At 72.4% G+C, this 13,058-nt stretch carries 9 protein-coding genes; 2 read left to right on the forward strand and 7 right to left on the reverse strand.

Annotated features, from left to right (window positions below; translation table 11 throughout):
• Nucleotides 1-270: 270 nt before the first annotated feature.
• The 3 genes from prfB to ABD466_RS23805 all read right to left on the reverse strand — a co-directional run bounded on the left by prfB (nt 271) and on the right by ABD466_RS23805 (nt 5,707).
• Entirely contained in the window at nt 271-1,377 is a 1,107-nt protein-coding gene (gene prfB / locus ABD466_RS23795) for a peptide chain release factor 2 (RefSeq protein ID WP_344659362.1), read from the reverse strand.
• A 9-nt stretch (nt 1,378-1,386) separates the two neighbouring features.
• On the reverse strand, nt 1,387-3,555 hold the full coding sequence (locus ABD466_RS23800; RefSeq protein WP_344659363.1) for a protein kinase domain-containing protein: 2,169 nt from the start codon (nt 3,553-3,555) through the stop codon (nt 1,387-1,389).
• A 142-nt stretch (nt 3,556-3,697) separates the two neighbouring features.
• The gene (locus ABD466_RS23805; RefSeq protein WP_344659364.1) at nt 3,698-5,707 is read right to left on the reverse strand and encodes a serine/threonine-protein kinase; all 2,010 of its coding nucleotides are present in this window, start codon (nt 5,705-5,707) and stop codon (nt 3,698-3,700) included.
• 232 nt (nt 5,708-5,939) lie between these two features.
• Between ABD466_RS23805 and ABD466_RS23810 the strand changes: the two genes are divergently transcribed.
• Both ABD466_RS23810 and ABD466_RS23815 read left to right on the forward strand, forming a co-directional pair.
• Nucleotides 5,940-8,711: an FHA domain-containing protein gene (locus ABD466_RS23810; protein ID WP_344659365.1), complete on the forward strand. Its 2,772-nt coding sequence runs from the start codon at nt 5,940-5,942 to the stop codon at nt 8,709-8,711.
• Between the two features lie 85 nt (nt 8,712-8,796).
• Entirely contained in the window at nt 8,797-10,170 is a 1,374-nt protein-coding gene (locus tag ABD466_RS23815) for a DUF4241 domain-containing protein (protein WP_344659366.1), read from the forward strand.
• 5 nt (nt 10,171-10,175) lie between these two features.
• Here the strand turns inward: ABD466_RS23815 and ABD466_RS23820 are convergent, their stop codons facing one another.
• The 4 genes from ABD466_RS23820 to ABD466_RS23835 form a co-directional block, all read right to left on the reverse strand.
• On the reverse strand, nt 10,176-10,634 hold the full coding sequence (locus ABD466_RS23820) for a DUF2231 domain-containing protein (RefSeq protein WP_344659367.1): 459 nt from the start codon (nt 10,632-10,634) through the stop codon (nt 10,176-10,178).
• A gap of 75 nt (nt 10,635-10,709) precedes the next feature.
• Entirely contained in the window at nt 10,710-11,816 is a 1,107-nt protein-coding gene (locus ABD466_RS23825) for a ferritin-like domain-containing protein (RefSeq protein WP_344659368.1), read from the reverse strand.
• A gap of 15 nt (nt 11,817-11,831) precedes the next feature.
• Nucleotides 11,832-12,410 carry a TetR/AcrR family transcriptional regulator gene (locus ABD466_RS23830; protein WP_344659369.1) on the reverse strand — a complete coding sequence of 193 codons (579 nt, stop codon included), beginning with the start codon at nt 12,408-12,410 and terminating at the stop codon, nt 11,832-11,834.
• 124 nt (nt 12,411-12,534) lie between these two features.
• The gene (locus ABD466_RS23835) at nt 12,535-12,732 is read right to left on the reverse strand and encodes a hypothetical protein (RefSeq protein WP_344659370.1); all 198 of its coding nucleotides are present in this window, start codon (nt 12,730-12,732) and stop codon (nt 12,535-12,537) included.
• Nucleotides 12,733-13,058 lie beyond the last annotated feature (326 nt).

Below are 13,058 nucleotides of genomic sequence, written 5' to 3' on the forward strand. Positions count from 1 at the left end.
TGTGCTGTGAGCACCTGATTTGCGCGAACTGCGCGGGGCCGGTGTCCGAAGGCAGGTGCAGCGTCTGCCGCAGCCACAAGGAGCAGATGCACCGCTCGGGCGCCATGTCGTTCTCGACGATGGCCGCCATCCTGCTGACCATGCTCGTCGCTGTGGCTTTCCTCACTGCGACCCTCCACTGAGGGCATTCTCCAGCAGAGAAGCTTGTAAAAAGCCGCTATATAACGCAGAAAGCGTTATATAGCGGCTTTTGTCCGTTTTCAGCAGCTATCAGGCGTTCTCGCGCTGCTTCCGCCAGCGGATCCCGGCCTCGATGAACTCGTCGATGTCGCCGTCGAGCACCGCGGTGGTGTTGCCGGTCTCGTAGTCCGTCCGCAGGTCCTTGACCAGCTGGTACGGATGCAGCACGTAGCTGCGCATCTGGTTGCCCCAGGAACCGGAGGAGTCGTCCTTCAGCGCGTCCATCTTGGCCTGCTCCTCCTCGCGCCGCCGCTGGAGCAGCTTGGCCTGGAGCACGGCCATCGCCGAGGCCCGGTTCTGGATCTGCGAACGCTCGTTCTGGCAGGACACCACGATCCCGGTCGGCAGGTGCGTGATGCGCACCGCGGAGTCGGTGGTGTTGACGCCCTGGCCGCCGGGGCCGGACGACCGGTAGACGTCGACTCGCAGCTCGTCCTCGGGGATCTCGACGTGGTCGGTCTGCTCGACCACCGGCACCACCTCGACGCCGGCGAACGACGTCTGCCGCCGGCCCTGGTTGTCGAACGGCGAGATGCGCACCAGCCGGTGCGTCCCCTGCTCCACGGACAGCGTGCCGTAGGCGTACGGGGCCTTGACGGTGAACGTCGCCGACTTGATGCCGGCCTCTTCCGCGTACGACGTGTCATAGACCTCGTACGGGTAGCCGTGCCGCTCCGCCCACCGGGTGTACATCCGCAGCAGCATCTCGGCGAAGTCCGCCGCGTCCACGCCGCCGGCCTCGGCCCGCAGCGTCACCAGCGCCTCGCGGGCGTCGTACTCGCCGGAGAGCAGCGTGCGCACCTCCAGGTCGCCGACCGCCTTGGAGACGTCGATCAGTTCGCCCTGCACCTCGGCCAGCGCGTCGGCGTCGCCCTCGGACTGGCCGAGCTCGAAGAGCACCTCGATGTCCTCGAGGCGCCGGTTCAGCGTCGTGAACCGGTTCAGCTCCGCCTGCAGCCCGGACAGCTTGGAGGTCACCGCCTGCGCCTTGGCCTGGTCGTTCCACAGGTCCGGGGCCGAGGCCTGCTCCTCCAGATCCGCGATCTGCACGCGCAGCTTGTCGACGTCGAGCACGGCCTCGATGGACGCCATGGTCGCGCGGAGGTTCTTGAGCTCTTCGGAAGGATCTGTAGCCACGTGACAAGCCTATCCGGAGTAGGCGACCCTCAGCTTCGTCGGTGAGGAGGCTGTGACCACCACGACCCGACCGTCGGGGGTCTGGGTGGCTCCCGGCGGCAACGTGGACTCCAGTCCCCCGGCACCCGCCTGCCCGTTGCCGTTCATCGCCTTGACGGCGCCGCCCGCGGAGCGGACGAACACATAAGGCGTCCCGTCCGCGGAAGTCGCTGCGGTGGGAAGGCCGGACAAGGGGGTCTGCACAGGAGCCCCCCAGAGCTTGTTCGCATAGGGAACCGCGATGATGCCCTGGTCCGAAGCACGCTCCACGTAGGCGCTGTATCCGGACGTCGACGGCGTCGCGGTGAGCGCCACCCCGGAGGAGACGTCCCCGACCCCGGGCACCGCCTGCCACTCGCCCCAGGTATACGCACCTGAGCTTCCTGAGGGAGTGCCGGTGGTAGTCATGAGCGCCTTACCGCTCCCCACCGCGGCGACGACCACGGAGCCGTCACTGTTCGCCAGCGCTCCCGGCGCACCGCGCAGCTTCGCCGACCCCACAGGCAGCCACTTCGGAGACCACCCGCCACCGGCATAGCTGCGCTGGTGGACGACCCCGTCGCTCTCCCGTACAGCGAACAACTCCAGGTGACCCGCACTTGTCGCAACCACCGCAGGCTCCGCATTGGTCTTCAGACCCTTCAGCGGCATCCAGGAGCGGCTGTTCTCCCCCGGCAGGTACCAGACGCTGCCGTCGGCCCCGGAGACGAACACGAACAGCGTGGGGGTCCCCGAGCCGTCCTTGAAGACCGCGGTCCGCGGCGCCCCCTGGACCGCTACCGGGACCTGGGGAAGGTCCTTGGGGGCCAGGAAGCTCAGTCCCACCGCGGTGGACCGGGTGGTGGTCCCTGGAGGCGAGGACACGGCGGAGGACGTCGAGCCCGCTGGCCCCTGCGAGTGTGACTTGTCGTCCTTGTGGGAGTCGTCCCCACCGGACAGGCCCAGAGCGACGGCCGCCGCCGCTCCGCCGACCAGCAGCGCCGCCGCGGTGGCCGCGATCCAGCGCGGACGCTTCGTGCCCGACGCTCCGGCGCCGGAGCCGGCCCCGCGCTCGCCCCGCTCCCCGCCCGGTCCGGACCCGTCCTGCGCCCCGGACCGGCGCCGCACGTCCCCGTGGTCCCGGTCCCGGATCGGCCGCATCAGGTTCAGGTGGGTGTCGGCGTCGTCGTCCTTCAGCTCGCCGTGCGGCACCAGCGGCACGATCCCGCTGTGCCGCATCGGGATCGGGTCGATGGTGGGGTTCCGGCCGCCGTGCAGGCTGGCGTGCGCCGAGGAGCGCACGTCCCAGCCGCCCTCGCGGGGGTCCGGGAGGTCCAGCGGCGGCAGGTCCTCCAGCAGCGGCACCAGCTCGCGCATGCGGACGGCGAACTCCGCGGCGGTCAGCCGCGCGGCCGGCCCCTTGGCCAGGCAGGAGGCGACCAGGGCGGCCAGCGGCCCGGGCACGCCGGGCAGCGGCGGGATCTTGTCGGTGACGTGCCGGCGCAGCACCGCGCCGGGGTGCCCGCCGCCGAACGGCGTCCAGCCGGTGAGCAGCTCGAACAGCACGGTGCCGAGCGCGTACATGTCGACCGCCGGGCCCGGCTGGAGCCCCTCGATGACCTCCGGCGCCAGGTAGTCCGGGGTGCCGATGATCCGGGTGGCCCGGGTCCGGCGCGGGCCGTCGACCAGGCGCGCGATGCCGAAGTCGGCCAGCCGCGGGACCAGGGCGCCGCTGGAGTGGTCCATCAGGATGTTCTCGGGCTTCACGTCCCGGTGGATGATGCCCTGCGCGTGCGCGGCGGCCAGGCCCTCGGCGGTGCCGGCGACCAGGCTGGCGGCCAGCTGCGGCCGCAGCGCACCCTCGTTCTCCAGCAGGTGCCGCAGGTCCGAGCCGCGCACCAGGTCCATCACCAGCGCCAGATCGGTGCCGTCCACCACCAGGTCGCGCACGCCGACCACATTGGGGTGGTGCAGGCTGGTCAGCGCGGTGCGCTCCTGGACGAACCGGGCGATGAGGGTCTGGTCGGCGGCGAGGTCCTCGCGCAGGAGCTTGACGGCGACCGGCCCGTCCGGGCCCTCGCCCTCCCACACGGTTCCGCACGTCCCGCGGCCCAGCACCGTGGTGATGGTGTACCTGCTGCCGATCTTCCGTGCCGCCACGAGGTCTTCCCGCTCCTTACCGATGGCCGTGTCCACCCGGGTGGGGAGAGAAGGGGGACACGAAACTTTCCCGCGCCACACGCGTTTCGGGCAAGCGGGCTCGCCGAAGGGGGTGGGCAGTGGCGGCCGGGGCGCCGCCGGCTCACGGCGTCTTGTTCCCCCCTGGGATGCTCGGGATGCTCGGAAGGTCGGTCGGGACGTTGATGGAAGGCTTCACCTTGTCCGGCAGCTTGTCCTTCTCGAGGTTGATCTTCTGGGCGATCTGGTGCCACTCGTGGGAGACCCAGTTGTTCAGGTCGTGGCTGGCGCCGTTGATCTTGGCCATCGCGTAGTTCACGCCGGTGTAGATGCCGAACCCGACCAGGCCCAGGATGGCCAGCTTGATGAGGCAGCCCAGGGGCATGCCGCGCCGCCGCTTGACGACGGTCTTCTGGACCGGCGGCTGCTTGCGGGGCTGTTCGCGCTCGCGTTCCCGGGGCGGCGGCTGCCGCGGGGGCATGACCGGAGGCTGGTTCGGGGTGTAAGCCACCGGGCGCGGTGGGGCCGCGGCGCTGGCCTGGAACTGGGAGGGCTGGTAGCCGCCCTGGTCCTGGTACTGGTCCTGGTAGCGGCCGCCCTGGTCCTGGTAGCGGCCGCCGGGGGCCTGGTAGGGCTGGCCGGGCGCGGGCTGCTGGTAGCCCTGGGGGCCGGGCTGCTGGTAGCCCTGCGGGGCGAACTGCGGCTGCGGCGGGTATGCGGACAAGCGCTGGTGCGCCTGGCCCTGACGAGGGTCGGGCTGGCGCTCCTGGTGGAGCTGGTCCAGCTGACGCTGCATCTGCGTCGGGAGCGGCTGCGGCTGCGGCGGGCCGGGCTGGCGGCGGGAGACACCCGCCCCTATCGCGTCCGGCTCCGAAGGGGCGTCCCAGCCGGCGATGCGGCCGTCCGCGCGCTGTGGCCGCTGCGGAAGCGGCGCGGGCAGGTTGGCCGGACGGACGACGGGGACCGTGGGCTCGATATCCGCCGCGGCGGCGGAGGCGGCCGCTGCCGCAGCAGCGGCGGCCGCGGGAGACACGGCGGGCATCGCCGTCGTCGGGGCGCCCGCGGAGGCGGGAGCGGCGCCGGGGGAAACCGGCATCGCGGTCGTCGGCGCGCCGGCGGAGGCCGGGGCGCCGTCCCCGGGCGTGGGCATCGACACGTCGCCGGACGGGCCCTCGGCGCCGGCGCCGGCCGCGGCTCCGACGGCCGATCCGGCCCCGCTCCCGGAGCCCGGGTAGCCGGCGGCCGTGATCGGCGGCAGCCGCAGCGTGCCGTAGCGGTGCTCTATCGGCAGGTGGTGCGTGGGCTCGCCGTCCGGGCCGTCCATGACCTTGCCCACCGCGGCGCGCAGCTGCGCGGCCAGCACCGGCGCCGACGGCCGCGCCTCGGGCTCCTTGACCAGCGCTGCGGCGATGACCGGCCACAGCCGCTGCGGGATCTCGGCGGGCCGCTCCGGCACGGTGTTCATGTGCTGGCGGAAGACGCTGACCGCGTCCGGGCCGCGGAAGACCGGGTGGCCGGTGATCAGCTCGTAGAGCATGATGCCGGCCGCGTACACGTCGGCGGCCGGTGTGGCCTTCTTCCCGGCCACCACCTCCGGCGCCAGGTAGTACGGCGTGCCCACGACCTGGTGGGTGCGGGTGACCGAGGGCGCGTCGGCGATCCGCGCGATGCCGAAGTCGGTCAGCAGCGGGCGCAGCCCGCCGTCGGCCTGCTCCAGCAGCACGTTGGCGGGCTTGATGTCGCGGTGCACGATCCCCGCGGAGTGCGCCACCGCCATGCCCTCGGCGACCTCGGCGACCAGCAGCCCGGCCTCGTCCGGCGCCAGCCGGCCGCGCCCGGCCAGGTACTTCTTCAGGTCCGGCCCCTCGACCAGCTGCATCACCAGCGCCAGGATGTCGCCCTCGACCACCAGGTCGCGCAGCCGCACCAGGGAGCGGTGGTTCAAGCCGACCAGTGCCGCGCGCTCGCGCAGGAAGCGCGTCACCACGTCGGCGTCGGCCGCGAACTCCTCGAGGAGCACCTTGATGGCGACGGCCTCGCCGGTGGCGCGCACGCGGCCGCGCCAGACGGCGCCGAACGCGCCGCGGCCGATCTCGTCGTCGAGCTCGTACCTGCTTCCGATCGCCCTGCCCACGCTGCTCCTCATCCCCCCAAGTACTAAGGACCACTGCACTGTACGCGTCGCAGAAGAACCCTCCCTGAGGACGCGCTAGGGCCGCTTACGAAGAACCCTCCAGGGCAAAGACTAGGGCTTGAGAGCCCATCCGTGTCGCCCAGCTGTCCCTCATGCGAGGATGCACCCCATGCAGATCCGGCTCACTGTCACTCGCACACAGGGATCCCGCCAGACATCCGCGGACGTTCTGGTGACCGCCGAGCCGGGCGCCACCCTGTCATCGATAGCGCAGCAGTTGCGCACCGCCGCGGGGGTCTCGGCACCGGGCCGCTTGTTCGCCGGACTGGACCCGCTGGACGACGACGCACCGCTGGGCCGGCCGTTCCTAGTGGACGGCGCGCGCCTGTGGCTGGACGTCCCCGGCACGCCCGCGACGCTGTTCGGGAGTCTGGCCCTCTATGTGGTGTCGGGTCCGGACGCCGGCGGGGTCCACCTTCTCACTCCCGAGGACGATGCCCGCGGCGGAGCCGCTGGCGGATACGGCGGCGCGGAGGTCCCCATCCGGATCGGACGCGGGGCTGACGCCGAGATCCGGGTCGACGACCCGGACATCTCCCGGATCCACGGGGAGCTGCTGGTCAGATATGAGCACGACCACATGCGCGTCTTCGTCAGGGACCTTGGTTCCACGAACGGCATGACGCTGGACGGTGCCCAGGTCGGCGGGGCGCCGGTGGAGATGCGGCCGGGCTCCCTGTTGCGGGTAGGGGAATCCTCTATAGCTCTGTCGGTGGAAGCGGGCGGCGTACCGGAGTTGCCGGTCCATCCGGACGGCGCCGGGCACGTGGCGGTCGGCCGGGTCGGCTGGGGCCGCGGCCAGGTGGACCCGCCGCAGGTGCGGATCGACCTCCCGCCGCGCCCTCCGGAGAAGGGCCGTCCCGCAATGCGCCGGACGGCCATGGAGCAGTACGAGCGTGCCCGCGCGGAGGCGGACCGCCGGATCGCGGGGGCGCTGACGACCGAGGCACGGATCCGCCGCGAGGCGGCTCCGGACCCGGCGACGCTGCTGGTGTCCGCGGTGCGTCCGGACGCGCGGCTGTGGGAGCGGCGCCCCGGGGAGCCGGACTTCCTGCGGCTGCGGCTGGGCACCGCGGCCCTGCCGTCGAACGTCACGGTGGTCGGCGGCAAGGCGGTGCAGCCGCGGGTGCCGACCGTGCCGGTGACCGTGGACCTGGCCTCGTGCGGCGTGGTCGGCCTGGTCGGACCGCGTCCGGAGCTGGCGCGGCTGGCGCGCTTCGCGGTGGCGCAGGTGGCGGGGGCGCACAGCCCCAAGTACGTGGAGATCGTGCTGCTGGCGCCGGAGGTGGTGGCCGACGCGTCGGCCGCGCCGCACGCCGGCGAGGAGCACTGGCGCTGGACCCGCTGGCTGCCGCACCTGATGCCGGAGGACGGCCAGGACTGCACGCGGCTGCTGGGGCTGGGCCAGGACCAGGCGCTGGCGCGGCTGGCCGAGCTGGTGACGCGGATCCGCACCCGGCGCGGGCAGGCGCCGCCGCCGGTGCGGGGCGTGACGCCGCCGCCGGACTCCGGCCGCGCGGTGGTGGTGGTCGTGGACCCGATCGGCCCGCTGGCCGGGTCGCCGGAGCTGGCCGAGGTGCTGGCCGACGGTCCGGCCGCCGGGGTGTTCACCCTGTGCCTGGCCGACCGCGCCTCGGAGCTGCCGACGGAGACCCGCGCGATGGTCACGCTGGGCGGCGAGGTGAACTCCCGGCTGCGGGTGGACACACCGCACGAGGCGCCGATCGAGGGCGCGGTGGCGGACATGGTGTCGATCGCGTGGGCGGACCGCTTCGCGCGGGCGCTGGCGCCGCTGCGGGACAGCCGCGACACGCCGACGTCCCCGGAGGAGCAGACGCGGATCCAGCGGATCTCGCCGGCCTCGGCGCTGCCGGAGCAGGTGCGGCTGCTGGAGCTGCTCGGGTTGGAGCTGCTGACGCCTGCGAAGCTGGCGGCGCGGTGGGAGGCGCAGCCGGCGACGCCGCGGGTGGCGCTGGGACGCGCGGCGGACGGGCCGCTGGCGGTGGAGCCGTCGCACCTGCTGATCGCGGGCGACTCCGGGTCGGGGGTGTCGGAGCTGGTGCGGTCGGTGGTGGCCGGACAGGCGGCGACGAACCATCCGGACACGTTGGACGTGGCGCTGGTGTCGGCGGGGCCGGGCAAGCCGCTGGCGGCGTGCGAGGACCTGCCGCACGTGTTCGAGTACGTGGATGCTTCGGCGGTCGGGGACGAGTCCCTGGAGCGGTTGATAAGGCGCCTGGAGTACGAACTGGACCAGCGGGAGTGGCCGCCGGACGAGGACGCGGGGCCGGTTCCGGGCTCCGGGGCGGAGGCGGTCGGCGGCCCCGCCGGCGCCGGCGGCGTCGGGAGCGCCGTGACGCTGGTCGGCACCGGGGCCCGCAAGGCCCCGCCGCGGCTGCTCCTGGCCGTGGACAACCTGACGGCGCTGGCGGCGGAGCATCCCGCGTTCGTAGAGGCGCTGGTCGCCCTGGCCGAGCGCGGGCGGCGGTTCGGGCTGCGGATAGTGCTGGGTGCCTCGCTGATCGAGAACGCGGGGTACGGCGCGCCGGGGAACGCCACGGGCGACCGGGCGTTCGTCACGGCGCTGAGCACGCCGGTGTGCCTGGCCGCGGATCTGCGCGTGGCGATGCGGACGTCGAACCCGGAGGCCCTGCGCCTGATCCTGGGTGCCGGGGCGGCGCCGACGTCGGCGCCCGGCGGACCGGACCTGCCGGGACGGGCTCAGGCGAAGCTGCCGAGCGGGGCCGTGGTGCCGTTCCAGGCGGCGGGGATCGGCGTGCCGATGGCTTCGTCGGCGACGCCGTCGAGCCGGCCCACGGTGCGGATCCAGGACTGGCACGAGCTCGGAGAGCCGGTGCGGGTCGCCCGGCAGCGCAGGGACGCCGACAGTGGACCGACGGACTTGTCGCTTCTGGTGGGGGCTCTGCGCAAGGCTGCGGATTAAGGGAAGCCGGCCGCGTGCGGGTCAGCGGCCCGATATCGGGGCTTGTAGCGGCACGGCGGGGTGACGACCAGGACGGGACGGGACGATGGAACCGACGCGCGTCGAGGTCGCGTACTGCGAGGGCTGGGATGCCGCGGCGCGGGCCGCGTTCCGGCCGTTGAAGGAGCGGACCGCGCGGGAGCGGCACGACGCTGGGCAGCGGTACGCGGTGCTGCTCAGCGTCGACGCCGAGGCCCGCGCGCTGGTGCAGGTGGACACCGCCGCCGGATACGTCGGGGTGTTCGGGTTCGACCTCGCCGGGCGGCGGGCCCTGAAGTTCTCGTACCGGGACCTGGGCGACCACCTGATGCTGCGGGAGTTGAAGGCGTGGCGGCACGCCGACGACGACGAGCCGGAGTTCGGGGCCGACCTGAGGATCACGTTCCGCTTCTGGCCGGAGGACCCCGTACGGACCGCGCTGGACGATGCGCGGCGCGGGCACTTCACGGCGTACGCCAACCTGCCCGGGCCGTTGCACCGGATCCCGCCGCTGGAGTTCGGCGTGTGGCCGGTGGACGGGTGGCTGTTGGGGGCGTTCGAGCCGCTGGAGTTCGTGACGGCACCGGATCCGGAGGTGGAGGCGACGGGACGGTTCCGGCCGTTGTGGAGCGCCCCGGAGGCGGCGCGGCCGATCGCGCTGGAGGCGTTGTTCATAACGGGGGCGCGGATCCGGAGCGGAAACGGTGAGGTTTTTGAGGTCGGGGCACCTCGCATGGTGGGCCGGCTGCGGCTGACCACGGGGCGGGTGGTCGCCGCCGACCCGGCGACGGTGGAGTTGGAGGGGGAACTGGCGACGGCGCCCTACACGGTCACAGTTCCCCCGGGGATCTATGTGGTGGAGACGGCCGGGGTGCGGTCGGAGGGACGAGGCCGGGAACAGGGCCGGGAGACGGTGGCCGCCGCGCGGTTGAGGATCAGCGAGGCGCCGACCGTGACGTGGGAGCTGGCGCTGCGGCCGGGACAGGATCCGCGGCTGCTGGGGGCGTCGGAGTACTTCGGGTTCACAGTGGACTCAGGGACGGCCGCGTTCCTGGACGCGGGGGCCACGGCGGCGCTGGCGGCGTATCAGGACGCGGACGACGCCGAGCAGGCCGAGGCGACGATCCCCCGGGGTGAGGCCGGCGCGGAGCTGTTGACCTACGCCGGCGGCAAGGGCGACGGTTCGTACCCGATGTGGATCGGCCGTGACGCCGACGGCGCCGTGACGTGTTTCGTAGCGGACATGCGGCTGCTGGGACGCGGCGTCGAGGTGCTGGAGCCGGCCGGAGTGTGCCCCGCGAAGCAGATTCCGGGGGTGCCGGAGCTACCGGAGCGGGAGCCGGTTCGGCCGGGGCCCTTCTCCTCCCAGGAGATCCTGGAGTTCTTCAACGACACCGCCGACGCCCAGGCGGAGTTCTGGGCGCGACGGCTCGGGCACTGAGGCGTCTACCTGATATACCCCGACCACGTCGCCCGCGCGCCGGCGTCGCCCACCCGCACGGTCTGCACCACCGCGGCCACCGCGACGACGGCGGCGATGATCGCGAATATCGTCGTCAGCGGCGGGCGCTCGTACTTCTCGGCGAGGACCAGGAGGATGGCGGCCACCAGCAGGCCGATCATGTACCAGATCAGGGTCAGGCCGAGGTTCTTGTGGTCGACGACGGGACGCAGGGTCTGAAGGCCGGGGGCGTTCTTGAGGAACTCCAGGCCGGTGATGCGGGCGATCCAGGTTCCGACCACCGCCAGGGCATCCACGCCGATGATGACCAGACCGATCTTGCCGGTGCGCCACTGTGGCCGCACGGCCATGGCGACCGTGGCGAGCGCCGCCACCGGAATGCCCACCACGACCAGGTGGATCACCAGGACGTGGCTGGGCAGGTCGAAGATCTTGTAGGTCACCGATGCCTCCGTCTGACGCCTGTGGGTCGCACCTAAACGTACGGCACCGGCCTTTGCGTTCAAACGTAAGGCGATTCATCCCTCGGCCGACTCGATCACCGCCGCCACGTCCGCGGCCCGGGCTGCCTCCTCAGCGGCGAAACGCTTCTCGCGATCGAGGCGTTCGGCCAGGTCCTCGTCGGCCTTCATCAGGTCTTCGACGTCGGCGGCGGCGTGGTCGAGGACGCCCATGTCGGCGTAGGCCTTGCGAACGCGGGGACCCCACAGGCCGATGTCCTTGACGGTGGGGACGATGCGGGTGAAGAGGAGGTTGCGGAACGTCGTGTAGTAGTCGGACTGCTCGTTGAGCTCCAGGCAGCGCTGGACGGGCAGGCCGAGCCGTTCGTAGACCTCGCCGCCGTTGATGCGGTCGCGCATCAGGTAGCAGCCCTCGACCACGAACTCCTCACGTTCGTCGCGTTCGGCCTGGGTGAGCTCCTTGTAGTAGTCGCGGAGCGCCAGACGGCCGAAGGCCACGTGGCGGGCCTCGTCCTGCATCACGTAGGCGAGGATCTGCTTGGGCAGGGGCATGGTGGTGAGGTCGCGCATGACGCCGAAGGCGGCCAGGGCCAGGCCTTCGATCAGGACCTGCATCCCGAGATAGGGCATGTCCCACCGGGAGTCCGAGAGGGTGTCGTCGAGAAGGGCCTTGAGCTGGCCGTTGATCGGGTAGAAGAGACCGACCTTCTCGCGGAGGAAGCGGCTGTAGACCTCGGCGTGGCGGGCCTCGTCCATGGTCTGCGTGGCGGCGTAGAACTTGGCGTCGAGGTCGGGGACCGACTCCACGATGCGGGCCGAGCAGATCATGGCGCCTTGTTCCCCGTGGAGGAAGTTGGAGAACTGCCAGGCGACCTGGTGGCGGCCGAGTTCGTCGTGCTGGTCGGGGGTCATCCTGTCCCAGACCTCGGTGCCGAACAGCGGGGACATCTCGTGCGGGAAGCCCAGGACGTCGTTCGGGTCCACCGGGATGGACCAGTCGATGCGGGTGACCTGGTCCCACTGCTTGTCCTTCCCCTTCTGGTAGAGGTTCAGGAGGCGGTCGCGGCCTTCGTCGTACTCCCAGCTGAAGCGGCTGTAGCCGGTGTTGGCCACGTCCCAGGTCTCGTGCTCGGCCGGCAGGGTGTAGAGGTCGTGGGTGGACACGGGGCACCTTCCGTTCTAGGTCGTCGTCAGGTCCCGCATCAGTCGGCGCACCACCTCGGCGATGTGGCGGGAGGTGGTCTCCACCGGCTCGGTGGCCACGATCAGGTGGCTGATCACCAGGCGGAACGCGGTCTCGCTGATCCAGCCCACCTCCGCGCGGACCTCGGGGTGCTCGGCCGGCTCCGGCCAGCGCTCGGTGAAGATCGCGATGGAGTCCTCGCGGAAGACGTCCATGATCGCCGCCGAGCGCGTGGTCAGGTAGGGCAGCAGGCCGGAGGTGTCGTCGGTGAGGGTGGCCTTGATCAGGGGGTTGTCCAGGGCGGCGGTGAGGGCCGCGGTGACGGCGGCGGCGGTGGCGTCGCCCACGTCGCCGGGGGCCTCGCGGGCGGCCTGGCCGGTCAGCGCCCGGAACCGCTCGGCCTCGCGCAGGACCAGGGCGGCGACGAGCTGGTCGCGGTTGCCGAACTCGTTGTAGAGGGTCTGGCGCGATACGCCGGCACGCGCGGCCAGGTCGGCCATGCGCGCACCCGTCCAGTCGCCCGCGACGATGGCCTCGTAGGCGGCGTCGAGCAGTGCTTCGCGTGCGGAACCCATGCCGTTAGCTTGACACGGCGCGCGGCGCTGTCAAGCTCTGTTGTTCGAGGTTCCCGGGACGGGCTCCGGGACCGCGTCGGGACGACTCCGGGACGACTCCGGGACGGGGTCCCCCGAGGACGGGTCAGGGCGGTCCGCCGCCGTGGGCCAGGACCGCCGCGGCCAGCCGGGTCCGCCACTTCGCCAGGCCGGGGTCGGGGTCGGGACCTTCCGCCGCCCACGCCTCCACCACCGCGTAGGCCTGCGCGTAAGCTTTCTGGCCCTCCAGCAGCTGGGCCGCCCGCCGGTAGTTCCAGGCGGTGGCCAGGCCCCCGCAGATCATGTGGACCGCCTGAGCGAGTTCGGCCTCGATCCCGGCTTCGAAGCACTCTTCGAGGACCGTGCCGGCGTAGCTCCAGCCGTCGATGCCGAAGCGCGGTTCGACGATCGGCTCCAGCAGGTCCGGGGGCAGCCGGTCGGCGGGGACGCCGGCACCGCCGGCGGCGGAGCCGAATCCCAGCCACGCGCGGACGCGCCGCGGCGACGGGACAACCGGGCGTCGCGGCGGCGTGGGGCGGAATGGGGGTGTTCGTCGGAAGATACGGCCAGCCTAGTGAGCGGCGGGGAACCCCCGGCGGCGGAGCGCCGCTGCGAGTCGCGGATTCGCCC

This window comes from Catenulispora subtropica, from assembly GCF_039531675.1.
GTDB classification, from domain to species: Bacteria; Actinomycetota; Actinomycetes; order Streptomycetales; family Catenulisporaceae; genus Catenulispora; species Catenulispora subtropica.